Source organism: Aristophania sp. ESL1100 (assembly GCF_058511235.1).
Genome location: NZ_CP196394.1, coordinates 1,713,132 through 1,737,518 on the forward strand (window position 1 = coordinate 1,713,132; position 24,387 = coordinate 1,737,518).

20 protein-coding genes are annotated in these 24,387 nt (G+C 47.9%); 6 read left to right on the forward strand and 14 right to left on the reverse strand.

The window, feature by feature from the left end:
• Positions 1-111 precede the first annotated feature (111 nt).
• Positions 112-1,929, forward strand: coding sequence for an AMP-binding protein (locus ACSYSY_RS07900; protein ID WP_491707025.1), 1,818 nt, complete (start codon positions 112-114; stop codon positions 1,927-1,929).
• Between the two features lie 61 nt (positions 1,930-1,990).
• Here the strand turns inward: ACSYSY_RS07900 and ACSYSY_RS07905 are convergent, their stop codons facing one another.
• The gene (locus tag ACSYSY_RS07905; protein ID WP_491707026.1) at positions 1,991-2,782 is read right to left on the reverse strand and encodes an SDR family NAD(P)-dependent oxidoreductase; all 792 of its coding nucleotides are present in this window, start codon (positions 2,780-2,782) and stop codon (positions 1,991-1,993) included.
• A 173-nt stretch (positions 2,783-2,955) separates the two neighbouring features.
• Positions 2,956-5,352 carry a membrane-bound PQQ-dependent dehydrogenase, glucose/quinate/shikimate family gene (locus ACSYSY_RS07910; protein WP_491707027.1) on the reverse strand — a complete coding sequence of 799 codons (2,397 nt, stop codon included), beginning with the start codon at positions 5,350-5,352 and terminating at the stop codon, positions 2,956-2,958.
• Positions 5,353-5,917: 565 nt separating this feature from the next.
• Here ACSYSY_RS07910 and ACSYSY_RS07915 point away from each other — a divergent pair.
• A complete protein-coding gene (locus tag ACSYSY_RS07915) occupies positions 5,918-7,702 on the forward strand; it encodes a carbohydrate porin (protein ID WP_491707028.1) in 1,785 nt (594 codons plus the stop codon).
• Between the two features lie 82 nt (positions 7,703-7,784).
• Here ACSYSY_RS07915 and ACSYSY_RS07920 read toward each other — a convergent pair whose 3' ends face one another.
• The 9 genes from ACSYSY_RS07920 to ACSYSY_RS07960 all read right to left on the reverse strand — a co-directional run bounded on the left by ACSYSY_RS07920 (position 7,785) and on the right by ACSYSY_RS07960 (position 17,344).
• Positions 7,785-8,153 carry a flagellar biosynthesis regulator FlaF gene (locus ACSYSY_RS07920; RefSeq protein WP_491707029.1) on the reverse strand — a complete coding sequence of 123 codons (369 nt, stop codon included), beginning with the start codon at positions 8,151-8,153 and terminating at the stop codon, positions 7,785-7,787.
• 47 nt (positions 8,154-8,200) lie between these two features.
• Positions 8,201-8,977 carry a flagellar hook assembly protein FlgD gene (locus ACSYSY_RS07925; protein WP_491707030.1) on the reverse strand — a complete coding sequence of 259 codons (777 nt, stop codon included), beginning with the start codon at positions 8,975-8,977 and terminating at the stop codon, positions 8,201-8,203.
• A 13-nt stretch (positions 8,978-8,990) separates the two neighbouring features.
• The gene (locus ACSYSY_RS07930; protein ID WP_491707031.1) at positions 8,991-10,655 is read right to left on the reverse strand and encodes a hypothetical protein; all 1,665 of its coding nucleotides are present in this window, start codon (positions 10,653-10,655) and stop codon (positions 8,991-8,993) included.
• A 51-nt stretch (positions 10,656-10,706) separates the two neighbouring features.
• On the reverse strand, positions 10,707-11,570 hold the full coding sequence (motA, locus tag ACSYSY_RS07935; RefSeq protein ID WP_491707032.1) for a flagellar motor stator protein MotA: 864 nt from the start codon (positions 11,568-11,570) through the stop codon (positions 10,707-10,709).
• Positions 11,571-11,590: 20 nt separating this feature from the next.
• A complete protein-coding gene (locus ACSYSY_RS07940) occupies positions 11,591-12,685 on the reverse strand; it encodes a flagellar motor protein MotB (RefSeq protein WP_491707033.1) in 1,095 nt (364 codons plus the stop codon).
• Positions 12,686-12,754: 69 nt separating this feature from the next.
• Complete coding sequence (locus ACSYSY_RS07945) at positions 12,755-13,462, reverse strand: hypothetical protein (RefSeq protein ID WP_491707034.1); 708 nt, start codon at positions 13,460-13,462, stop codon at positions 12,755-12,757.
• 210 nt (positions 13,463-13,672) lie between these two features.
• Entirely contained in the window at positions 13,673-14,134 is a 462-nt protein-coding gene (locus tag ACSYSY_RS07950) for a flagellar export protein FliJ (protein ID WP_491707035.1), read from the reverse strand.
• 34 nt (positions 14,135-14,168) lie between these two features.
• Positions 14,169-15,539: a FliI/YscN family ATPase gene (locus tag ACSYSY_RS07955; protein ID WP_491708252.1), complete on the reverse strand. Its 1,371-nt coding sequence runs from the start codon at positions 15,537-15,539 to the stop codon at positions 14,169-14,171.
• Positions 15,540-15,670: 131 nt separating this feature from the next.
• Positions 15,671-17,344, reverse strand: a complete 1,674-nt coding sequence (locus tag ACSYSY_RS07960; RefSeq protein WP_491707036.1) for a DUF1217 domain-containing protein — start codon at positions 17,342-17,344, stop codon at positions 15,671-15,673.
• A gap of 154 nt (positions 17,345-17,498) precedes the next feature.
• Between ACSYSY_RS07960 and ACSYSY_RS07965 the strand changes: the two genes are divergently transcribed.
• Positions 17,499-17,987, forward strand: a complete 489-nt coding sequence (locus tag ACSYSY_RS07965; protein WP_491707037.1) for a hypothetical protein — start codon at positions 17,499-17,501, stop codon at positions 17,985-17,987.
• Between the two features lie 10 nt (positions 17,988-17,997).
• On the opposite strand, the gene ACSYSY_RS07970 is transcribed toward ACSYSY_RS07965, so the two are convergent.
• From ACSYSY_RS07970 to ACSYSY_RS07980, 3 genes are read right to left on the reverse strand one after another with little or no spacing between them, the layout of a single operon-like run.
• Positions 17,998-18,495, reverse strand: coding sequence for a hypothetical protein (locus ACSYSY_RS07970; protein WP_491707038.1), 498 nt, complete (start codon positions 18,493-18,495; stop codon positions 17,998-18,000).
• A gap of 9 nt (positions 18,496-18,504) precedes the next feature.
• Positions 18,505-18,840: a rod-binding protein gene (locus tag ACSYSY_RS07975; RefSeq protein ID WP_491707039.1), complete on the reverse strand. Its 336-nt coding sequence runs from the start codon at positions 18,838-18,840 to the stop codon at positions 18,505-18,507.
• 59 nt (positions 18,841-18,899) lie between these two features.
• Entirely contained in the window at positions 18,900-19,976 is a 1,077-nt protein-coding gene (locus ACSYSY_RS07980) for a flagellar basal body P-ring protein FlgI (protein WP_491708253.1), read from the reverse strand.
• 264 nt (positions 19,977-20,240) lie between these two features.
• On the opposite strand from ACSYSY_RS07980, the gene ACSYSY_RS07985 reads away from it, so the two are divergent.
• The 3 genes from ACSYSY_RS07985 to ACSYSY_RS07995 all read left to right on the forward strand — a co-directional run bounded on the left by ACSYSY_RS07985 (position 20,241) and on the right by ACSYSY_RS07995 (position 24,384).
• Positions 20,241-21,083 (forward strand): lysozyme family protein, encoded by an 843-nt coding sequence (locus ACSYSY_RS07985; RefSeq protein WP_491707040.1) that lies wholly within the window; start codon positions 20,241-20,243, stop codon positions 21,081-21,083.
• 299 nt (positions 21,084-21,382) lie between these two features.
• Complete coding sequence (gene flhA / locus ACSYSY_RS07990; RefSeq protein WP_491708254.1) at positions 21,383-23,476, forward strand: flagellar biosynthesis protein FlhA; 2,094 nt, start codon at positions 21,383-21,385, stop codon at positions 23,474-23,476.
• A gap of 56 nt (positions 23,477-23,532) precedes the next feature.
• Positions 23,533-24,384, forward strand: a complete 852-nt coding sequence (locus ACSYSY_RS07995; RefSeq protein WP_491707041.1) for a hypothetical protein — start codon at positions 23,533-23,535, stop codon at positions 24,382-24,384.
• Positions 24,385-24,387 lie beyond the last annotated feature (3 nt).

Genomic DNA, 24,387 nt, shown 5'->3' on the forward strand with positions numbered 1-24,387 from the left:
TGCTTTACACACAGATAAATTATATATACATTCATATATGAACAGTATATGTCTCGTTTTCATAATCTGTTCTGAAACTTACCCTCCTTAAGCCTCCCAGGGAGAAAATCTGTGGATATTCAAGAGCCAGGTCACCATGTCACGTCCATAAAAGAGAGCCGAAACGCTCATTGGATGACACTTGCCCACGCCCTGGACTGGTCGCATTTTCCACAAAAAGCCGATCAATCTCACTTTGGGAAAGAGGCTATTATTTCCTGGTATGAGGACGGTATCCTGAACATGGCTGCGAATTGTCTGGACCGGCATGCCGCTACTTACGGAGATAAAATTGCCCTCATTGGCATAGGAAATGAAGAAGGGAATATCAGGCAATTCAGCTATAAAGAGCTTCTGTCTGAAGTCAAAATTGCTGCTAATGTCCTGAAAATGATGGGTATCGGCAAAGGAGACAGGGTTGCGCTCTTCCTCCCGACCATACCGGAAGCGGCAATTTTTATGCTTGCCTGCGCCAGAATTGGTGCGATCCATGTCGTTCTTTTCGGCGGTCTTTCTTCCCACGCGCTGGGACAGAGATTACAGGATGCCGATCCTTCCTTGCTCATCACAATGACAAAATCCCGTCGCGGCCTCAAGGAACTGGACTTTCTGCAGGCCGCGCAAAAGGCGCTAACCCATCTGGGGGAAAACCATTCCGTCAAGGTTCTCCTCGCCGATTCAGAGATCGGAAAGGAAACCACTATCCCGGACCATTATGCTGTTTACGGAAAAATACGTTCCTCAGTTGCCACGGAATGTCCTTACGTCCCCGTAGAGGCAACCCATCCTCTTTTTATCCTTTATACGTCCGGAACAACAGGAACACCCAAAGGGATTATCCACTCCACGGGGGGATATGCCAGCTGGATTCATGACACTTTTGCCCGCACATTTATCCCGGCACCCGATGATATCTTCTGGTCTACAGCTGATATCGGATGGATTACAGGACATAGTTATACAATTTATGCCCCCCTGCTTCATGGCATTACAACAGTCCTGTTTGAAGGGACACCGACCTATCCGACAGCAGGTCGGTGGTGGCATATAATCCAGAGATTGGGTATCACCATCTTCTATACCTCCCCTACAGCGATCCGCCTGCTCAGCCGCCAACAAAAAGGATGCCCCAGCCAGGATGAGACTAAGTCAATCCGGCTTCTTGGCTCTGTAGGAGAACCTCTGGACAGTACATCATGGGAGTGGCTTCAGCGTTACGTTGGTCATTCCGACTGCCCTCTTCTGGATACGTGGTGGCAGACCGAAACAGGCGGCATTATGCTGTCCCCGCCTCCTGAAAACAAAGAAAAGAATGACCCTCATATGGGGCTGAAAGCCCAGGACAATCTGGAAATTGCCCTTCTGGAAGAAAATGGTTCAGAAGTGAACAGTACCGGGGTCGGGGCTCTTTGCCTCAAAGCCTCATGGCCAGGTCAGGCAATCGGTATCTGGAAACATATGGATCTTTTCCAGAGCCTCTATTTTACACCATATCCGGGTTATTACCTCACTGGAGATGAGGCTGAGAGGACGAGTAGTGGCTATTACCGTATCCTGGGCCGTATTGATGATGTTGTGAATATCTCAGGGCACAGAGTCAGTTCGGCTGAAATTGAAGAATGTCTGCTTGCTAGCGGCACTGTCAGAGAATGTGCCGCCATCGGCATTCCGCACGGACTGAAAGGGCAATGTATCGCCCTATTCATCGTCCCTGAACACAAAACCTCATTAGCCAAAGAAAACGTCATTTCCTGCATTGTGAAGGGAATTGGCAGTTATGCGCGGCCAGACTTTATAGAATTCCGTCATTCCCTGCCTAAAACCTCTTCTGGAAAGATCGCCCGGTCTGTTCTGAAAAAGCAGCTCATTTCTCAGGAAGAAAAGGCGTAAGACCCTGACCCCATCTATATGGTGATGACAGTGCCTCTTCCTTTCGCTCTGTTCCTCACCATTACAAACTGTCGATGACACCACCATCAACACGAAGGGCGGCGCCACTTGTTGCTGAAGCCTGAACTGAGCAGGCATAGACCACCATATTAGCGACTTCTTCCACTGTTGCTGCCCGGTCTATAATAGAGGAAGGTCGATGGCTGCGCACAAAATCACGCGCCAATTCCTCAACAGGGCGGCCTGTGCGTTCCGCTTCATCTTTAAACATGGCCTCCATCCCTTCTGACAAGGTTGGCCCTGGCAACACTGAATTAACTGTCACACCAGTGCCCTTCATCCGTTTGGCAAGGCCACGGGCAATGGAAACCATCGCTGTTTTTGTAAATCCGTAATGAATCATATCTGCAGGGATATTAAAGGCTGATTCCGAGGAAATAAAAACGACCCGCCCCCAGCCTCTTTCCTTCATTCCGGGAAGATAAATCCGTGATAATCTGACACCTGAAAGGACGTTGATTTCAAAAAAACGCCGCCATTCATCATCATCAAGATCAAAAAAATCCTGCATTTTATAAATGCTGAGATTATTAACAAGAATATCACATTCCGGAACAAGACGCTGTAATTCAGAAGCTCCTTCCTCAGTCGCAAGATCAGCCACCACTTTAATGAGGCTGACCCCTGGAAGGACTGTTTTGATAGCGGCGCAGGCTTTATCAACACGTTCTCCAGACCGCCCATTTACAACGACCGTCGCGCCACTTTCAGCCAGACCTTTGGCAATGGCAAAACCAATTCCCGCTGTAGACGCTGAAACAATGGCTGTTTTCCCTGATAAATCAATCAGCACGATACATACCCCTTTCTGGCTCTTTTCTGGAATATTTCGGAGGGGATTCTATCATAAGTTGTGATAACCGCTTTTCACAAAAACGTGCCTGGCTACTTCAGGCCTCCCTGAATTCCAGCTAAAAAAAATCCCCACCAAAGTGGGGATTTCCTGTTACCAGGTCTTTGGAACGCTTACTTTCCAGAACGATCTGGCAAACTATAGGCAATGATATAATCACCGAGGTCAGGGGAGTGGCTTGCACCACCAGCTGACACGACGACATATTCTTTACCCGTTTTGGGAGAACGATAGACCAATGGTGCGGAGACCGCTGCCACAGGCAGAGGCTGGCGCCATACTTCTTTCCCTGTCAGTCCATCCAGAGCACGTACGTAATAGTCCTGCGTCCCGGCAAAGAAGACAAGGCCAGAAGCTGTCGATGTTGGGCCACCAAGTGTCGGCATACCGATCGGCATAGGCATATGACTTTTTACGCCATAAGGACCAAGCTGTTCAGCTGTTCCCATAGGAACGCGCCACATGATCTTTTTCGTCTTCAGATCAACAGCGGTCATCGTTCCGAAAGGAGGCGTGTTACAGGGGACCTGAAGCGGAGACTGCATAACGTCGATACGTACTCCGGCATAAGGACCTGCCAGCTGTGGACGCACAGTCCCTGTGAAGCCGGGAATCTCGTCAGTGGAGATTTTGTACTTCGCAGCTTCTTCCTTTTTCACCAGTTTCATACGAAGAGGCATGCTCATGTCATTAACGAACATGATGTCACGGCTCTCATCAATAGAAACACCGCCCCAGTTCAGGCCACCGAAAACGCTCGGCCATTCGATGTAATCTTTCTCGCTTGGAGGCGTGAAGTTCCCTTCATAGACCGAATTTTTATAAAGAATACGGCAATAAAGCTGATCGAATGTACTGACACCCCACATGGCTTTTTCTGACAAGGGTGCTGCACCGATGACCGGCATCCCAACTGAGAATGGCTGCGTTGGAGAAACATGCTCCCCTTCAGCGCCATTGGTTGGAACGGGAAGTTCCTTGACTTCTGTGATTGGCTTACCTGTGCGGCGGTCCAGAACGAAAATGTTACCCCATTTTGTCGTCTGAATCAGAGCAGGAACTTTTTCACCCTGAGCATTGGTAAAGTTGTACAAGACAGGCTGTGAAGGCAGGTCATAGTCCCAGATGTCATGATGGACTGTCTGGAAGACCCATTTCGTTTTGCCTGTTGTTGCATCAACAGCGACGATCGCTGCACCGAATTTTTCTTTAAATTCGGGACGGTCACCACCCCAGTAATCAGGAGGGCCATTGCCTGTTGGTAGGTAAACAAGATTCAGATCTTTATCAAAGCTTGGAACAGCCCAGACATTAGGTGTCTCAAGCGTATAGGTCTGACCTTCCGGTGGCGCACCATTATTATCAGGATTGCCAACATCCCAGGCCCAGACCAGAGATCCGTTACGTGTATCATAAGCACGGACAACACCAGATGGCTCGCCATGAACAATATCACGCACCCAGCTTCCCAGAATAACGATATGACCTAAAACAACCGGCATCGCAGAAGGATGGTAGCGTTTACCATTTTCAGCTGGGCCGATCTGTTTTTTGACGTCAACCGTTCCATTATCCCCAAAGTCAGGGCAGAGAGCACCTGTATGGGCATCCAGCGCAAACAGGCGCCCATCAACAGTTGATCCCAGAATACGCTGACGACAGATCTGAGACGTATTGGCTGTTTTTTCCTCAGCGCTCAGGGTCGTATCTTTATCGAAATCGTAATAACCGACACCACGGCAGGAAACATGCTCAGGAGCATGCGCTTTGGCATCATATTTCCAGAGCATTTTCCCTGTATCGGCATCCAGAGCCGTAATCAGGCTTTCAGGTGTGCAGGAATAAAGAACATTACCGATCTGCTCGGGTGTATCTTCATCCACACCAATCGCAGGACCTTTAAGTCTTCTGCCGGTATGATAAACCCACGCCACTTTAAGCTGTTTTACGTTTTCAGGCGTAATCTGCTTATAAGGGGCAAAGCGTGTACCATTGGCGTTACGCCCAAAGAACTCCCAATCTTCAGACTTATCGGTAACGGCATTGGGAACTTCCTGCTTTTTGGCGTTAATCGCCTCAGCATCCATGATTTCCGCATGGGGAATAAAGGACTCTACCAGAGTTACCAGGAGACACCCGATCATGACCACGCCTGAGCCAAAATTCACACGTTTTGCAAAACGTGATGAAGCTGAGAACGTTGCAATGCCCCATTGTCCCATTCCGAAAACAATAGCAGGGACCCATAGACGTGGAAGAAGAGCCCAGAAACCAACTACTGGTGTATCACTAAATGACCAGATAATGGTTGCCAGAAAAACAATAATATTAAATGGAAGTGTCAGACGACTTTGTAGAAAAGTCAGAACTGCCAGGACAATATAAGCAAGACCGGCAAGAAGGTAATAAAGACTTCCTCCCAAACCAGCGAGCTTGACACCACCATAAATCAAACCTGCCCCTACGAGCAGACTTATAAGGCAGAAAAGACCTCTATACGCTTTTGCCACAGAAAAGTGATGATCCCGAGACTGATCCTCACCCATATTACTACTCCAGTGTTTCTTGGGCTTTAGCCGCCTTGATGAAAAAGCAGTAAAAATCCCGTTATATCATGGGTCCCTTACAGGCTATTTCTAGTGTTCAGGACACCTTGCCAGGCATACTCAGTAAATAGAGCCGCCTCGACAGGCACCTTATAAGCCCCGAGGGAATCCTTTTTCCAGTAATTACTTTCTGTGATCTATTTAACGGGAACTGAGTCTTAACAAATTCTTATTGCTTTTTTTGGCTGAAACTCAGTAAAAAACGGCCAAAAGGGGTCCTATAAACACGCCGTAACATTTTCGTGCTTTGCTAAAAACCATATCTATAAAATAAATTAACAAAACCGATTCGTATCGGTCAGATAACTTCAATTCTTTTCAATAAGTTAAATTAAGGACTCCTAATATTTGACAAACGTAATATAACCATATTTATGGTATATGTCAAGAATAGATCATATCTTGAATCTACCCCCTTCCCATTTCCGCCCATGTGGCACTGACAGGTTAACCGACTTGATGGCGTATAATGTCTAGAAATCCTGCCCTATTTTCTCTCAGAACAAAATCGCTTCTGAAATGGAACCTCCTTCTAGGAGCAAGCCTCCTATGGGGAGCCTTTGCCGGCACCTCCCATGCTGCTGACAAAACTGTGCCTGCCTCCTCAAATCAGGTACAGGCACCTCTTACCGTTTCCTCCGGGTCTGTAGAGAAACAGCAGCCTTTGCTTAATATGGCGTATCCGACGCTTCATCCAGCAGCATTAACCACAGGCTCTTCTGGAACTATCCCGAATATAGGTCCTGTCAATGCGACTGAAACCAGAACAGCGCCAGGGCTTGGGGAACCTGATCCACAGGTTCTTATCCGCCCCAGGAACTCTGCTCTGCCTTTGACGGGTGTGCCTGTTGCCCCGTGGCCGGGTCTTGCAACGTCTGTTATTCCCAGCGTCAATGCCTATGGAGGGAACTCAAAGCATAAAATAGAGCTTGATGCCCTGTCAGATCTGGAAGGACCTTCTGCCCTGCTACCACGCAGCTGGGATGCCCAGCGTGACGGAGACCTTGATGACCCTTATTACGTACCAAGCGCTGGTGCCGGTCATCTGATCCCGCAACTGATGCCTTTCCGGGAAAATCTGCAGAAAAAAGGGTTCGTGTTCTCTCTCAGCTATAAAGGTGAATCCATGGCCAACATCCATGGTGGTAAACGCCTTGGTATGGATTATGTTCACGAGCTGACATTGCAAATGAATTTTGATCTGGAGAAGTTGCTAGGCTGGAAAGGATGGTCATTTCATACCCTCTTGATGAACCGTGCTGGTCGTCAGGTCAGTTATGACAGGGTGGGCGAACATAAAATCCTGCTGATGGAAGCCTATAGTCTTTCTGGTCACGTCGTGGCCCACCTTGTGGATTTTTACGCCCAGAAAAACTTCATGAACAACAGAATGGACGTCATGTTCGGACGTATGTCGCTTTCCCACGTTTATGCGACATCGCCCTTACTTTGTACTTTTATGATGGTTTGCTCAGCACCCGTCGCCTTAAAACAGGATCCCGGCCTGGCCGTGTATCCTAAAGCCACTTGGGGGGCACGTTTCCGCTTCCGTCCGACACGTGATACTTCCGTTATGATAGGGGCCTATCAAGTCTCTTCGAATAACGATAACCCAAGCGGATGGTCCTGGGGAAGTGAAGATTCAACAGGTATGTCCATTCCCATCCAGTTTACGTGGAAGCCTTATCTCACCCGCAACCGTCTGGTTGGGCATTATGTACTTGGTTATGACCATGATACCTCACACTACCAGGATCTCCTGAAATCCGGTCAAAAATACGTCGATCACAATCGTTTCCGCTCGGCACCGGTGGATACATTCTGGTTTGAAGGTGACCAAATGGTCTACCGTAAAGGCGGTCGTAACGAAATGGCCGGTGGCTACCTCATGTTCGGCTATATGCATAACACCCCCCATGCCATGCTGATCGACGATGAAGCTTATGGTGGTTTGTCATTTAATGGCCTGATTCCGGGACGTCTTCTTGACCGTCTTGGTGTTTTATACACGTGGTATCATTTCAGTAACCGCAACCGTAAAGGCCAGGAAGCTGTCATAGCTGCGGGAGGGACATTAGGTGAAGATATATTTGCCCCTCAGAGAACGGCCCACGTTATCGAGGCTTATTACTCAATTGATACAGGGGTTGGCATCACGGTACAGCCTGAATTTGAATATATGATTCATCCAAGCGCCGCTCACGTCATTCCTGATGCAGCACTTGTTGGTTTGAAAGTCATGGCAAACCTGTAATTGCTGTCCACAGAGTTTTAGATAACAAAAAGGCCATGCGATTTTTTTCGCATGGCCTTATTTTAATTACATATCCGTTTCTTTAAGGAGCGACATTCCCCGTAAGCCCTTCCAACACACTTTCTGCCATTTCAATTAAAGGCGTGACAGGCAGATCAGCGTCTAAAATAGCCCTGATTCCATATTTCTGAGCCTGGTCTGCCAGACGAAGAAAGAGCAGCCTGTCTTCATTGGGAACCAGCCCGTTATCCAGCGAGTTGGCTTTCTGGATCAAAGACCAAAGACGCTGATTTTTGGAAAGAGCGCCTCTCCGTTCTGCAAAATTCACCGAATGTTCAATAGCGGTTAACTCAGAAATAAGCTTCCTGAAACATTGAGCATCCGCATCCCTGTCTGACAAGGCAGCCGTTACTGAACTCTGATAGGCATTTCTGGCACGGTTCTGGTACATATTTTTTCTCAATAACTGAGGATTAAGAAGAACAGCATTCTGGAGTATCAGACACCAGACATGTCTGTATCGCTTTCAGAACCCTTTGATGGTGAAAGCCGGTCCTGTTCTGACGTGACTGAAGACATGGGAATAACAGCGTCTCCCATCTGCACGTAAAGACCGTCACTACCTTTAATAACGGCTGTAATCGTGCCCTGACTCTGGAAAGGAACGTCAGAAATATTCCCGGCAGGATCCGTCGTTTTGACAGCAACACTATAGGCCCCGTCAGCAAGCTGAACACCGTCGTTATTCTTACCGTCCCACTCCCATTTCTGCTGGTGGCCTGTTGCTGAAATAACCTCAGTTTTGACAATTCTGCCATTTCCATCTGCGACAGAAACCGCAACTGTCTGGCCACGCGGTTCAATAAAGGAAAGAGAGGCTTTTCCGGACTGTAATGGCAATGTATTTGACTGAACTGAAGCGTCTTTCCCAACCAGTTGATTACTTTGGGAAAGCTGGGACGTTTCATTAAGCGAAATCAGACTCTCCAGATTTTTATTGGTCTGAACCTGTTGCTCAACGGCTGAAAATTGCGCCAGTTCCGAAGCCAGCGCCTGATTATCCATAGGGCTCGTAGGATCCTGGTGCTGCAGCTGTGTTGTCAGAAGCGTCAAAAACTGATTTTCATTTTGTGCCAGGGACTGAAAAGCCCCCCCGGCATTACTGCTGCCCGTTCCATTATTGGCACTGACTGAGATTGTATTCGCATTCCCCGATGCCGCGATATTGGTCGTCTGCACAAGGTTATTAACGCCAGAGGCTGCTGAAATAGTCATGAACTTATATCCTCTATACTGAAATATTAATGCCGCGACGTCTTAAATCTGACGGTAAGCGTTGCGCAGACGAAATGACCTCTCCAACCGGAAGGGATGACTTTTCATTCTGCTCTGGGGACTCAAATGTTTCAACAGAATGAACAGCGCCGGAATGTTCTTCCTGACGAGCGTGATTCTGCTGATTCTGCCCTTGCTCTGAAGACCCTGAGAAAGCGGCGCTTCCCTGATCAAATGATCCATGCCCCTTCTCTCCCGTCATCGTACTGGTATCCGTCGGAAGGACCGCTATTTTGATACCAGCCGGTTGAACCCCCGCCGCATCAAGATGGCTGATAAGGTCGTGACGTGTTTTTTTCAGGACTTCCGTCGTCGCTTCATCTGACCCCTGCAACGAGAGCGTGGCCAGATTATCCTCCAGACGTGTGAGCTGTACATGTACCGATGTTTTGCTATCGGTCGTAACTGTCATATTAAGCGTTGAAGGAATATGAGCCGTTTTGGGAAGAAGATTATTTCCTGTTTCGAAATGATCCAGATCACTTTCTTTATGAAACATATCTGGTGAGCCGACAGCCTCTTTGTGTTCTGATTTCAAAGTCCCATCAGATAGAGGGTTAGGGCCTTGCAACGTATCTGAAAAAAGAGAGTCTGTATCCTGCTTATTTTCCGGAGAAGAGATTTTCTGCGAAGACCGGTCCTCTGATAAGAAGCTATTTTCAGTAATGTGTTTACTTTCCCTGAAAAGCAACGCCTCATCTGAGGGTCTCGTCGCTGTTTCATCCTTATCATCAGAGAGCAGATTGCCCTGAACCGAAAAGGCTTTTGGTGATTTTGCTTTCCGACCTGCCCGCTGATTATCTGCTTTTTTCAGATCATTTCCGGAATCAAAATTAAAAAAGTGACTTTCTTGTCCTTCTATTGAAACAGATTGCGCGTCTACCGCGTTCATGGAGACGGGCTGCGCCTGCTGGGATGGGTCCTGTTCCTGTAATCCAATAAGAGAAATTTTCTGCGAAGAAGACGGGTTAATTTCGTCATTATTATTTAACGAAATATCAGAAACAGACATATGGTGATCCACTATGTCTTTCTTAACCTTATCAAGACCACCCCGTGTGTTCGATGTTTTTTTATCATCTGACGAAATGATGGGTTGTAAGTCTTCTGTCTGATTTAGACCTTCTGCTTCAACAAGCCCCTTATAATCACTCGAATTCATCTTTGGATCAGAAGACGAGTCATCAACTGACATATTCTTCAAGGCGGAAGGGTCATCAGACGCAGAGACAGAACTTATAGTGGAAGATCGTGTTTCAGGAAGTGTCGATATATTTTCATGATCGTCGTCTGATTCATGATTTACATTTATAGTGGAATTACCATTATGACTGATAACGTGATTATTGCCATCATCTTTGGATGATTGTGTCTCTTTTTGGTCAGCCTTATGCTCATGATGATCAGAAAGTTTTTTATGTTTCCCCGATATAGTGTCTTTTGTATCTTTACTTACGGCAGCAGAATGATCTGTCTCTACCTCACCCTCTGAAGGGCCATTGCTCTTTAATAATTTCGCAAAATTATGAGATGGAGACGCCTTTTTGCCTATAGCAGGAGCTCTGGTTTTTAGGCCGGGCTCTCTCTGTTCACTGATTGTTATAAGCGAAACTGCCATTTTTCATTCCTCCCTCTCCTCTGAAATCATCAGAGAAGAGACCTGAATATTTTAACGGGTTAGATCAGAAACCATGGAATCAACTGAAGCAAAATCGGGCATAAATTCCTGGGGAATATCTTTACGGCCAATTTCAACACAAACCTGCGGAGACTGTCCCTGAACAAATGAAACAAGGATTGTTTTTATAACGTTATAGAAATGATTATCCAGACGAACCACTGTTCTCATCCGCACTGTAAGCGGCCCGACAACGGTATAGGCGCACAGCACGCCCAGAAACGTCCCGACCAAGGCACCGGCAATCATTTCACCGAGAATGGCAGGTGGTTTGCTGATCGCGGCCATTGTATTGATAACACCCAGCACCGCAGCCACAATCCCGAGTGCGGGCAAGGCATCTGCAATATTCTGAAGACATTCGGACATCTGCAAATCTTCAGCAAGGTTCTTTTTCAGCTCCCCACTCATGATTTCATCAAGTTGATAGGCTTCATCCATATTCATGCTGATCAGGCGCAAATAATCGCAAATCATGTTTCTTGCACGATTATCTTTTCTGATATGCGGTGACAGTTCGAATATAGTGCTTGCCATCGGGTTTTCATAATGATCTTCAAGAGATGTGAAACCCTTCATATTTGCCTGCCTCAGAAGGCGATAAAGCAGGGCAAGCAGATCCATATAACTTTGCTTGTTATAGGTTGGCCCCTTTATGACCAGCAAAAGATAATGGGGAAAGCTCTTTAACGTATTGAAGCTATTGGTCATGACAAAAATACCAATAGAGGCCCCGATAATTGTCAGCCCCTCAAAAGGCATCGATGCCAGAAGCGGCCCCAGAGCACCGCCAGAGAGAACAAAAGAGCCGAAAATAGCTATAAACGCAAAGCAGATACCGCCTATATAAAGCATCTCAATATTATCTCCAGCTGTTAATGCGGTTGATCAGACGAAGGGGCAGTGGGAGCCGGAGTCTGGGGGGTGGACGTTGTCGAAAGAAAGGATTTTGGCAAAGGGGCGCGCCTGTGAATCACCAGAACAATCCGCCTGTTCGCCGGGTCTCCAGGTTTATCTGGGACAGCAAGGTCCCTGTCAGCCTTACCAACGACGCTTACAATTTTGCGATCCGGGTAGCCGGCTTTTACCAGGACTTCCCTCGCCTGGTCAGCTCTCATTTCAGAGAGAGTCCAGTTGGAGAGAATGCCCCTTTTCCGTTTAGGAACATGATAAGGCTGGGCATCGGTCTCCCCGATAATTGAAATATCTTCCGGCAGAGACACAAGCCATTTGGCAATGGCTTTCAAAAGGGTAACGCCATCCTTATTTAATCTGGGCGACCCTGTATCAAACATGGATTTATTGTTTGTATCGCGCATTTCAATGCGGATTTCATCAGAACCAACCTGAAAAGACAGATTATCCTGTAAAGGCGCCAGAGCAGAGGACGTTTTTACATCATCCTTAAGCGCTGTCATTTTCTCTTCAAGTTTCGTCTGCTCATCCATGGAAACAGGAGCTGCCCCGTCAGAATCAGCACGGCTCTGGCCAATCCGCCCTACATTCTGTGCACCCCCTGTTCTGGGTCCTCCCAAAGGAATAATGGCAGGAACCCGGGGGGGAACATGATTCTTAACACCAATGGACACGTCATTTGCGTCCTCAGGTAAAATCGTTGGCGGAATGATAAGTGAATCAATTGCTGGAGATGGGGGCGGATTTATTGGATCATTGACAGGCTTTGGCTTAATTGGCGCTGATTTTAGGGAAGGGACCGGTGAGGCTTTGGGAGACGCCTGAAGAAAGGCCGAAGGTGCCCCAACCTGATCAGCCATCGGATTAAAGAATTTCGCAATACCATGGCGCTGTTCTTCTGTCGTAATACTCAAAAGCCACATCAGAAGGAAAAACGTCATCATAGCCGTCATGAAATCGGCATAGGCAATTTTCCATGCGCCCCCATGAGCGCTGATTTCCTGATCGCCTTCCCGTTTAATGACGATCGTTTGAGTCTTTTCTTTATTAGCCATTACTTATAACAGACGCCCCTCATCTTATCCCACGTTATAAAGAGATCTTATGAGGGCTTTCCCCTCTCCTCAGGCACGGGATCTCTGATGCGCAATACCAACTCTTGCAGCTGGATTCCCTGTAAAAGAGGCACGTCCTGTATGACTTAACTCCAGTGAAGTATCGGCCCAGATTTCTCCGCCGATATCGCGCCAACGCTTACAGAACGTATAATCCTCGCTCAGGTAAGTCCCCGTTTCCCGGTCGATACTGCCCTCAAAAAGGGCAAAATTCCTGATATCGCTGCGGTCGTCCGGTGCATCAATACGTTTATATTCCGTTTCAGGATAAGCCTTGATCATCATTTCAACCGCTTTGCGACTGATCATCATAAAGCCGGTGCCAACATAAGGCACTTGAGACAGAGAGGTCTGTGATGGTTCATTATAAAGAGACTCTGTTTCACCAACGTAACGCAAAGACGCTGTTTGCTGCTTTTCTCCATGAAGAATATTGTTTTTCGTCTGGGCATCCCAGAAGCGATCACGCAGAGGGTACAGCCCCCCCACCACATCTTTCCCCGCATTAAAAAGCTGCGTTGGCGCATTTGCTGGGAAACCGATATCCGCATCCACGAAAAGAAGGTGCGTACAATCAGATTTGAATAAAAATGATGAAAGCAGCGTATTTCTGGCACGTGTAATCAAGGCATCATCAGAAATATGCATAATAGTCATGGGTATATTCTGCCCGGCTGCGGCATAGCCTATCACAGACAGCATATACTCTGTTGTCACAACACCCCCATAACATGGAGTCGCAAGAAGTATTTTCCCTGGAACGGAAGAAATATTTTCTATCATGACCATTTCCCTAAAGGATTTATTTAAAGTTGGACAACTACCACAAATTGTTCACAATTTATTCACATTATAGCCTTATTTTATAGGGTGGGATAGATATGAGAAAAAATTTATTAAAAGTAAAAGATGGTTTTTTCTAATTTATCAGACTGTTCTATGGTTCTGGCGCATAAAACATACTCTGGCCATATCATCTATTTCAGTCTGGGCCTTGCACTCTTCCTGATAAGAGAGCGCCTTTTTTATACGCTCTATCATTTTATCTGTGGCTTCCAGCGCTGTATTTGCTTCAATCATTTGCCGGCGCGCCTGTTCGGTAAATTCTTTTGCCTCTTTTAATTCATTTTTTTTCTGTTCAATGAAAGCCCGCATTGCTCCCAGCCAGTGATAATAGGACATCTCCATAATGAGCTGATCACCATGTTCCGATTGCTTCTGGCGGAGATGGTCTTCATTTCGGGCAATATCAGTTTCTATATCCTTGATGGTAGACTCGATCTCCTGTTCGGACAGGAGGGCTTTTGCAAACGCGTCGCGTGCCTGATCACGCTCCGCAACACGCAATTTTCTCAAAGTTTGCAGGGCTTTCAAACGCGACTGGCTCATATATAAAACCCCATAATCACGAGACTATATCTCCCTACGCTACGGGATATAAAATCGCTTCCAGCTCTTTGAAGGCTTCTGGAAGACTGACCGCTTCATATTTCCCCTGAGTGAGCAGCTTCTCAATGGCTGGCCCCAGCTGGACGGCCCGATCTGCCTGCAAATCAGCACCCGCCTTATAAGCACCCAGCCTTACAAGATCCTTGAGATCAGCCCATGAGGCCAGAAGGGCGCGTGCTTCCCTTATGAGAGCATTTTCTTTCTCGCTATTACATCCCGGAACCGAACGCGAGAGAGATTTCAGCACATTTATAGCGGGATACCGGCCGGAATCGGCAATATCACGTTCCATGACAATATGACCATCCAGAATTCCTCTGACAGCATCGGTCACGGGCTCATTCTGGTCATCCCCTTCAACCAGAACGGAAAACAGAGCTGTAATCTGCCCTGCTGTACCATCCTGTTTCATGGGGCCTGGTCCCGCCCTTTCAAGAAGGCGTGGCAATGTTGCAAAGACACTTGGTGGATAACCGCGCGTCGCTGGAGGCTCACCGGAAGAAAGTCCGATCTCTCTCAAAGCTTGACAGAAACGGGTCACACTATCCATCAGAAACAGGACAGATTTTCCCTGATCCCGAAAATATTCAGCAACTGTGATCGCCGCATAAGCCGCTTCACGCCGCATCAAGGCAGAGCTATCAGAGGTTGCAACAATCACAACTGATTTTGCCAACCCTTCTTCGCCCAGATCATCTTCAATAAATTCCCTGACTTCGCGCCCGCGCTCTCCCACCAGAGAGATAACAGCAATGTCGCAGGCTGTATTACGAGCCAGCATTCCCAGAAGCGTCGATTTTCCCACACCGGAACCGGCAAAAAGCCCGAGCCTCTGCCCCTGCCTGCATGTTGTAAACAAATTCATGGCCTTCACGCCCAGATCAATCCTTGGGCCGAGTCTGGCACGTTTTGCCGCTATAGGTGGCGAGGCATGAAGTTTCTGGGGGTGCCCCCCGGGCATGATCCCGTCTTTCCCGTCCAGAGGCCGCCCCGTGGGGTCAAGAACACGCCCCAACCAGGACTCATTGACCTGTAACGCTCCCCCCGAAAGAAAAGAGCGCTCTTCCTTCCCATAAAGAGGGAAAGAAACCGGACACCCAGCCCCAATGCCATCCAGAGAGTCATAAGCCATTACAATGGCTTTTCCTTCCTGAAAGGCAACGATTTCCGCCATGACTGTCCTGCCATCCAGCGACGTTATGCCAAGCTTGTCACCAATCCCTGTAAACCCCTCCATTCCACTGACAGAGGCTGAGAGACCTGAAATATTAAGAACCTTCCCTCTCAGCGCTCCCAATGGCGTGCTCGCCCTGGCAGCTTCAACAAAAGGGAAAAAAGAGGTCAGCTGCCTGCCGGCATTTTCAAGAGAGTCTGAAACGCTGCCATTTAAATGTTGCAGCTTATGAAAGACATCCTCTTTCCGGGATAGAAAATACTCAGATAAACCCTGCAAAAGTACCTCTCTCAGACAGACATTCAGGCAAACAGAGCCACAATGCCATCATCATCGCTGCTGCCACCAAAGAGGTCGAGAATATTGGCAGGCTCATCTACCGAATTAAACTCGGGATGAATCTGCAACATAGCCAGGTAACGCTCTGCATATTTCTGAATTTTCTTCTCATCAGGAATACGCGCATCAGAGCCATCTTCTGCTTTGGCATCAGGATTAGGCTTCGTAAAATCATTCACATTGAAAAGGCGTTTCACCAGATTCTGCTGCTGTTTGAAGTCAAGAGACCCGATATCATCAGGGTTCAACCCATTCACAACTTCAACAACTTTCAGAAGATTTGCATCGGACATAAGCGTGTTTACGTCCTTGATTTTCCCATCCTGCATCGTTCTTGTGAAATATAAGGCATTCCCGACACCGGATTTCGTCATATCCTTACTGGTTTCATATTGCCGTATTTCGTACGAATTAACCGTCTCATCGACAAAATCCTGGGAAATCAGCAAACCCCCACTTAATTTATGCGACGTGCTGTCGATATCAGATTGCATATCGCGTGTGCCGGTCGTCAATTTGATATTATAAAAACTGTCCGCCAGCGCCCGCTCATTTGCACTGTTATTGCTCTCAGACGCTTTGGCCACTGTGGAGTCCGCCTGATAGGGATTTTCAAGCAATAATGTCTTTTCCCGTTCCGGGTCACCTGCCAGAGCCTCGAGGTTAAACGCTCCCAGAACAACCTGATTAGCTGAGGAATCAGCCAATAAATCATCCACACTCTGCAAAGACGTCCCATTCTCCGTAAAGTCTGAAATCGCTTTGGACGCAGCATCATTACCCATGACAAAACCATCCGCTTTGTCTTTTTCTGTTTTCAGAAGGTCCTGATACTGGGCGATATAATCTTCCACCTTATCGGTCGTCGCTCCCTCTGCAGAAGCGGTTTTCTGAATATAGATTTCGACAAAATCAGCAATTTTACCGTCATCGATTTTGCCATCTGTCCCGTTGAATTTAGTAATATCCAGCTTTTCCGAGAGAGTCTGCCTTTGCGATGAAAAACTGAGCGTGCTGAAACGGTCTGGATCAATGGAGAAATTTTCTTCCGCTACCTTGAGCAGTTTCGGATCTTTGAGAATATCGTCAATGCTTTTGACATTTCCACTTTTCATCTGGCGCGTGAAATAAAGGGCATCTCCCACCCCTCCTTTATTCACAGCCTGATTTTCATAAAGATTATATTTATAATTCTGCACCAGCTGGTCAATTAAACCAGATGACATTTTGAATTTATCACTCAGGACAGGCGTCGTCGTGTCGAGATCAGGCAACTCCCCCATTGTGAGGTCCGTTGTGCTCATTTTATAGAAAGCATCAGCAAATTTGGACCAGGTGGCATTATGTGCTTTGCCTGATGTTGAGCCGGAATAATATGGATTTTCATTAAGCAACTTCGACTCAAGAGCGGGCTGCGTTGCGACAGACTGCAAATTATACGCGCCCAGAACAACCTGATTGGCCGAATAATTTTTCATCAAAGCGGCGGTGGATGTGAGGGAAGAAGCACTCTGGCGGAAATTATCAGCATAACGCTTCGTCAAAGGATCTGTCTTGACGTACGTATCTGCCGCCTTCTGCTCGTCTTTGATAGCCATTGTATATTGGACAACGGGAGATACACCACCTAAAGCCATCTTGACGTCCTCCTGAAATAATCACCTATTTATAAATAAGGATATCAGTTCATATATCTAAAAACAAATATTTCATTAACACTTTTTCGCCTTATTTGATATTAAGTTTTTCTTTAGCAGGAAGATCAGCTCATTGTACGAATGTAGGAAGATCATGAATTCAAGAACGCTCAAAATGACATTCAGAAAGATTTTATCTTCCAGAACTGGTTTTATAGGCGCCCTGCTCCTAGTCAACGCCTGCTCACCTGCGCAAGCTTACCTCAATAAAGGTTTTGTCCTGGCCCAGGCCGGCTTTATCTCACATAATGCCGATACAACAGCCCGTTATACCATGATGAATTATCTCCCACCCGGTAAACTCACCTACCGCCTAGGACCGGACCGTCAACGCATTTATCTTTATGCTGACCCTATCGCCTGCAGCTGCGTTTATATGGGCGATGAACGCGCTTACCAGACACTGACAGCCTTCGTAAACGCCCAGAAACGTGGCTCAAAATATAAACATTATGGGGTCGCTCTGGACTCCATGACCATTGAGACAAGACAAAATACAGAAAACTGGGACTGGAGCGCATGGAGCCCTTCTGCCGATCCGGGCGGCAATCAGCCCAAACACATGATTGGAGATAGCTGGTAATGAAAGCTAATCAGATCTTGTTATTAAAAGACCCTAGCGCCCGGGACTTATCTGTCACCATAAGGCCGGCCTGATTATAACTTTGCTGAGCATCTTTCGTTGCAGCATCGGCCAGAATTTTCATAACAACAGCCTGCGTATGCAGGGATTTTTCCAGAAGTTCACCGTTACGATTAATAACGTCTTCAAAACGTTTTTGAGCGTCCAGCAAGGTATTTGGAAGAGTTTCCGGTTTATGTTCCAGAGTCCGGACCGATTCCAGTAATGTGTGTAAATTTTCAATGGCCTCTGTCTTTTGGGGCAGTAGTTCTACAGCCTTACCGGGAGCATCATTCTGCAGTAAAATATTTTCCTGCTCTATGATGCGGCAGACCTGCTCAAAGGCCGATAAAAGCTCTTCTTCCGGAAACTCATTTCCTCCCTGTGGAGGGAGCTCCTGCCTGTTTCCGCCCCCCCATTGATGAGCCTTGTCACGAACGAATTGCCTGAAATCCGAAAATTTTTTCATGATACCCTGTCAGCTCTCAGAAGAACCTTGATCCTGCATTCTCTGCATCGCTTTATAAATCTGCTGAGCAATGCCAATCCCGCCGCTATGAGCGATCTGCTTGCCCAGTTCGAGAACCTGCAAGGAACGAAACTGCTCTTCAGCCTCCCCCCCACCAAATAAGCCTTTGGAGGTATCGACTGTTTCAAACATGGGCTGCAACATCTCTCCCAATGCCAGAGCCTCGAAATCCTGAGCCGTTTTTCTAAGAGAGGCTTCTGTCTGCCCAGCTTTTACGGCCGGCTGTTTTATCGGCGTCTGATGAAGCAGAGGAGACGTAAGAGGCGGAAGGGAAGAGGCTGTCACAAAATGTCTCCCATCTTTTCAATGTCTTTCATAGTGACCATCATTTTCATCCCAGGCACTCACCTTACTTCCAGATCTGCCTGCAAGGCACCGTCAGCTTTGATGGCCTGCAGGATGCCAATCATGTCACGAGGCCCCACCCCCAGAGCATTCATCCCTGTGACAAGACTGGCCAGTGAGGGACCTCCCTGGACGATGGCCATTCTTTTATCGCTATCGGTATTAACGTTGATATCTGTCTGGGGAACGATGGCCGTTTGACCACCCCCAAATGCATTTGGCTGGACAACCTGCGGGTTATTATTGACCTGAATGGTTAAATTCCCCTGGGCAATAGCCACTGTGGTAATGCGGACATTATCCCCCATGACAATCGTCCCATCCGCCTCATCCACAATCACTTTCGCCATTGTATCAGGCGTTATGGTCAGATCACCGATTTTATAAAGTGTTTCAGAAACGTCCCGTCCCTGCAATTTAACCGCGACTGTGCGAGGGTCCTCAACACGGGCTATTCCACGGCCAATATGGCGGTTAATCACGTCTGCGATACGGTTCGCCGTCGTAAAGTTTGGGTTTTTCAAGGCCAGATGGATCATACCACCTTTGCCAAGCTGCACCGGGACCTCACGCTCGACCACCGCACCATTGGAAATATGACCACTCGTTGGCACATTCTGGGTGGCCTGTCCCCCCGCACCCTGAGCCGTAAAGGCATTTGTGACCAAAGCCCCCTGCGCAACGGCATAGACGTCTCCATCTGCGGCCTGAAGCGGCGTTACAATCAGATTTCCACCTGTCAGGCTCTGGGCATCTCCCACAGCAGAGACAGCAACATCAATCCGGCTCCCTCCATGAGAAAAAGGAGGAAGGGTTGCAGTAACCATGACCGCAGCAGTATCATGAGTTTGCAGCTGAATCGCCTTATCACGGATATTGACGCCCAACCTGTTCAACATCCCGATAAGCGTTTCACGTGTGAATAGGGTATTGGTCAACCGGTCGCCCGTGCCATTCAACCCTACAACAAGACCATATCCTACAAGCTGATTGTCCCGGACGCCTTCATAATCAACAATATCCTTGATACGGACATTGCCAGCCCAGCTGACTGAAGCTGTGATGAACAGCCCCATCAGCACCAGCATGAAACTCTGAAGTTTTCGACCTGGTAAAAGCATGGTCTTCCCGCCTGCACTCGAACTAAAAGATCTCAAACTCTTTCCCTGACGATAAAAGGCATTCATGAAATACCGTCTCTCTCTGAGGAGGAAAGAACACTAAAAAATCCTGAAAGATTATCTAAACGATCTTTTTTCTAAAAAAAACCATATTCCTATATTAAAATAAAAAACAGATAGTACTATCCAAAAAATACTGGAAGACGATATAATACGCTTATGCGCCGTTTTCCTTCTCCAGACTCCTTTTTACTCAGAACGATGGGTATTATCCCTTTTCTGCTGTTATTATCAGGTTTTTCAAGAAGTTGGGCTGAGTCGTCCGAAAGTCTACGCTGCATTACGGCAACCGCACAGGTGGAAAGGTCACTTCATCTTCCTGATGGCTTTCTGGCGGCCATGAGCCGTGTCGAGACGGGGCGCCCTAACGAAGATGGGACTTTATCAGCATGGCCATGGACGATTAATGCCGGAGGAACCGGTTATCATTACGAGTCTCTTCAGGCCGCTGTAGAGGCTGTCAAAAATTTTCAAAGTCAGGGAATCAAATCAATTGATGTCGGGTGTCTTCAGGTCAATATCATGCACCATCCAGACGCTTTTCCTTCTCTGGAAATGGCCTTTGACCCCTACAGTAATGCCCTCTTTGCCGGGCAATTCCTGAAGCAGATGTACGATCAGAAAGGGAGCTGGCCCCGGGCCGCCGCGGCCTATCATTCCCAGACTCCCGGTATTGGCGAGCCCTATCTATGGCGCGTTATTGAAGAATGGTCCGTTCCTCAGGATGGGCGGCAAAAAAGCAGATCGCCTCTCATAAAACATGCGCCTCTTTTTGCTTCTTCGGCTCACATAAGTGCCTCTGCAAATACGTCCTCACCTTCTCCCCAGCCCCTGAAACATTTCAGGCCATTTAAGGGCGGCTATCAGAAATTTTCGGATTTTTCCCCTTCGTCGGCCCCTGCGCGCTTTGCCAATAATGGCCCAACGGGAAGAACGCTATCCTCCTACAGGGCCTCCCCTGTCAGAATAGCCACGTCCATGCCTCACCCCGCTGCTTATTAAGAAATATTACTTAAGCATGAACAATTATGGGTTTTTCTTATAATATTTTTTAAAATTTTATGAATGACCAGACCATAATTTATCATGGTTCAGATGGTTATTATATCCTGAAATTATAGAAAATAATAAATGAAACATATACTTTCTTATTCGTATACGCTAAAATTTTGCCACATTTGTCAGGTCATGATTCCGGGGGATTTATCCTGGTGACTCCCACCAAACCTACTGCTCCAAATTCCTCTTCATCTGATCTCAAAGCAAAGATTTCCTCTGGCCTGCATACGTTAAAACAGGTCATGACCCTCCTTAATAATAACGGAGCAGGAGGAAACGACCTCAAAACCAGCCTCCCGGGGACCGACCTTTTACTGGCCATTGGCGTCATTCTGCTGATTGCCATTCTGATTGTTCCCCTACCGACTTTTATCCTTGATATCGGTCTGTCGCTTTCCATTACATCTTCAGTCCTCATCCTTATGGTGGCACTGTTTCTGGAAAAGCCCCTCGATTTCACATCCTTCCCGACGCTCCTGCTTCTGACGACGATGTTCAGATTGTCGCTTGAAGTCGCCACGACGCGTTTGATTTTAAGCCATGGGAACCAGGGAGCTTATGCGGCAGGGCACGTCATTGCCTCCTTTGGGGGCTTCCTTATGGGAAATGACGTTGTGATCGGGGGGATTGTGTTCTGCATTCTCCTCGTCGTCAATTTTATGGTCATTACCAAAGGTTCCGGGCGTATTGCCGAAGTTTCAGCGCGGTTTTTCCTTGATTCCATGCCCGGTAAACAGATGGCTATTGATGCTGATCTCGCTTCCGGTGCCATCAATGAACGGGCCGCCCGCCAGAAACGTAAAGAGCTGGAAGATGAAAGCTCATTTTACGGGGCAATGGACGGCGCTGCAAAATTTGTCCGTAACGACGCTATTGCCGGGATTATCATCACCGCCATCAATATCGTCGGGGGGCTGACAATTGGCGTCATGCGGCACCATATGCCCGTCGGTGATGCGGTACAAACGTTCACGACCCTGACAATTGGTGATGGCCTTGTATCACAAATCCCTGCTCTCCTTGTCTCTCTGGCTGCGGGTATCGTCGTCACAAAAGGTGGGACTGAGGGAACGGCTGATGTCGCCTTATTCAGACAATTGGGCGGCCATCCCAAGCCCCTTGCCATTGCAGCCTCTCTGGCAGCGATATTTGCTTGCCTGCCTGGATTGCCGGCTGCTCCCTTTCTACTGATTTCAGCCTGTGCTGCCGCAGGAGCCTGGTGGCGCCATAAAACACCGCTTGTCGTTGATCATGATGGAGATGAAATCTCGCAGGCAACAGCTCAACCCACGACACAGCCTATATCAGAATTGCTCCGGGTTGATCTTCTCAGACTGGAAATCGGATTTGGTCTATTATCTCTTGCCAGTGAAGATGATGCGCATATTACAGGGCAGATCAGGGCACTACGCCGGAAAATGGCCGCTGATATGGGCTTTATTACCCCTTCCGTCAGGATACAGGACAATATCAGCCTTGGTGTAAATCAGTACGTTATCAAACTGAAAGAAATCGAGGTTGCCTCCGGTGAGGTTAAACCCAACATGCTTCTCGCCATCTGCCCGGACGGATTTAACAAGGCAGATGCTTTACCTGGTGAATTAACAACAGAGCCCTCTTTCAATCTTCCTGCAATCTGGATTGCACCGGACCTGAAAACGAAGGCATCTCAATCAGGTTATACGGTTGTTGATCCGGTCACGGTTATCATTACGCATCTGACCGAAACAATCAGTCAAAATCTCGGTGACCTGCTGACCTATGCTGCGACACAGGAGCTTCTGGACGATCTCCCTCCTGAGCAACAGAAACTTGTCAATGACCTGATTCCTTCCCAGGTCAGCCTCAGCACCATTCAGCGCGTCCTGCAGACCCTGCTTCAGGAAAGGATTTCCATCCGGGATCTTCCGACGATTCTTGAAAGTATTCAGGAAGGGAGTGCCCTGGTCCCCAAAGGGATCAAGGCATTGACCGCTCACGTCAGGGTCAGGCTCTCCCGCCAGATCAGCAACAGCTATGTCGGCCCCTCGGGCTGTATTTCCATGATCACGCTTTCACCTGAATGGGAAAGCAGGCTTTTAAATAATACGGTCGGTCAGGGGGATGAAAAAACGGTTGCCATGCCACCCAATATGCTCGATCAGTTTGTCACGGCCATGCGACAATCTTTTGAAAAAACGGCCACCCTTGGAGAACTTCCGGTGATTGTTACCACATCTTCGACAAGGGATTGTGTCAGAATGATCGTTGACCGGGTCAGACCCTCTATCGCCGTCATGTCCCAGGCAGAAATTTATCCGCGCACACGCATCAGAACTGTAGCGACAATCACATAAATTGCTAAAATGACGCCTGGTATTGAAAAAGCCTAATGGACAGGAAGAACACGGCCATGACAGAACAAGCAAAGACCGGGCGATCACGTTCATCAAACCAGACAGGCAGAAACTCCACCAACCGGCGCCGCCGGTCAAAACCCGCTGCTATAACAACGTCTCAGAAAGAGGCCTCCCTTCCATTACCCAGCTTCAGCGTTACAGATGTGCTGCTCTGGCACTCGATTCCGCGCCCGCTGGTTAAAGCCATGTCCGGCGGGACAATTGCTGAAGGCCTTAGCCGCATGATTACGTTTGGCCGCCTTCCCCTCGCCTTTGGCAAACCTATGGCTCTGGGAGGGGCATCAGGGTCCGGCAAGACCTTAACTCTTGCCAAACTGGCTGCCCGCTATGCGCTACAGGCCCAACAGTCAGAAGGACGGATCAAAAAACCTGTTATCCTGGCCTGTGATAAAAATCCGGGCAGCTACGTAAAGCTCGCCTCCATTCTGCAAGGCTATGATGTTGAACTGATACAGGCCTATCAGGGCCTAATGCCGGAAATTGAAGATCAGGAAAGGCGCATCCTCCTCGTTGATCTCCCAGGGGTCTGCATCTATTCCAAAACCGGTATGTCAGAAATGCTGGAAATTGTGGAAAGAACCCAGGCTGATCTGTCTCTGGTCATTCCTGCCGGAATGGACCCGGAAGAATCGTCTGATATAGCCGCTGCTTTCAGAGAGAATAACGCTCAATCAATGATGGCCAGCCGCCTTGAACAATCGGGGCGTATAGGAGGGGTCATCTCCGCAGCGGCCTGTGGCCTGCGCCTGACTTATGGGAGCTATTCATCCCATATCGGGGCAGGATTTGCACCTTTGACCCCCCAGATTCTGGCCAGGCGGCTTTTAATCCTGCCCGGGCAATAAAGG

Excerpts from the sequence above, each read along its gene's own strand:
- ACSYSY_RS07980 (WP_491708253.1), bottom strand. The coding sequence starts at position 19,976 with ATGGGGCTGTTCATCACAGCTTCAGTCAGCTGGGCTGGCAATGTCCGT.
- ACSYSY_RS07965 (WP_491707037.1), top strand. The coding sequence starts at position 17,499 with ATGAATTCAAGAACGCTCAAAATGACATTCAGAAAGATTTTATCTTCC.
- ACSYSY_RS07915 (WP_491707028.1), top strand. The coding sequence starts at position 5,918 with ATGTCTAGAAATCCTGCCCTATTTTCTCTCAGAACAAAATCGCTTCTG.
- ACSYSY_RS07940 (WP_491707033.1), bottom strand. The coding sequence starts at position 12,685 with ATGGCTAATAAAGAAAAGACTCAAACGATCGTCATTAAACGGGAAGGC.
- ACSYSY_RS07920 (WP_491707029.1), bottom strand. The coding sequence starts at position 8,153 with ATGTACCAGAACCGTGCCAGAAATGCCTATCAGAGTTCAGTAACGGCT.
- ACSYSY_RS07960 (WP_491707036.1), bottom strand. The coding sequence starts at position 17,344 with ATGGCTTTAGGTGGTGTATCTCCCGTTGTCCAATATACAATGGCTATC.
- ACSYSY_RS07950 (WP_491707035.1), bottom strand. The coding sequence starts at position 14,134 with ATGAGCCAGTCGCGTTTGAAAGCCCTGCAAACTTTGAGAAAATTGCGT.
- motA (WP_491707032.1), bottom strand. The coding sequence starts at position 11,570 with ATGCTTTATATAGGCGGTATCTGCTTTGCGTTTATAGCTATTTTCGGC.
- flhA (WP_491708254.1), top strand. The coding sequence starts at position 21,383 with ATGACCCTCCTTAATAATAACGGAGCAGGAGGAAACGACCTCAAAACC.
- ACSYSY_RS07930 (WP_491707031.1), bottom strand. The coding sequence starts at position 10,655 with ATGGCAGTTTCGCTTATAACAATCAGTGAACAGAGAGAGCCCGGCCTA.
- ACSYSY_RS07970 (WP_491707038.1), bottom strand. The coding sequence starts at position 18,495 with ATGAAAAAATTTTCGGATTTCAGGCAATTCGTTCGTGACAAGGCTCAT.
- ACSYSY_RS07995 (WP_491707041.1), top strand. The coding sequence starts at position 23,533 with ATGACAGAACAAGCAAAGACCGGGCGATCACGTTCATCAAACCAGACA.
- ACSYSY_RS07985 (WP_491707040.1), top strand. The coding sequence starts at position 20,241 with ATGCGCCGTTTTCCTTCTCCAGACTCCTTTTTACTCAGAACGATGGGT.
- ACSYSY_RS07925 (WP_491707030.1), bottom strand. The coding sequence starts at position 8,977 with ATGACTATTTCAGCAGCCTCTGGCGTTAATAACCTTGTGCAGACGACC.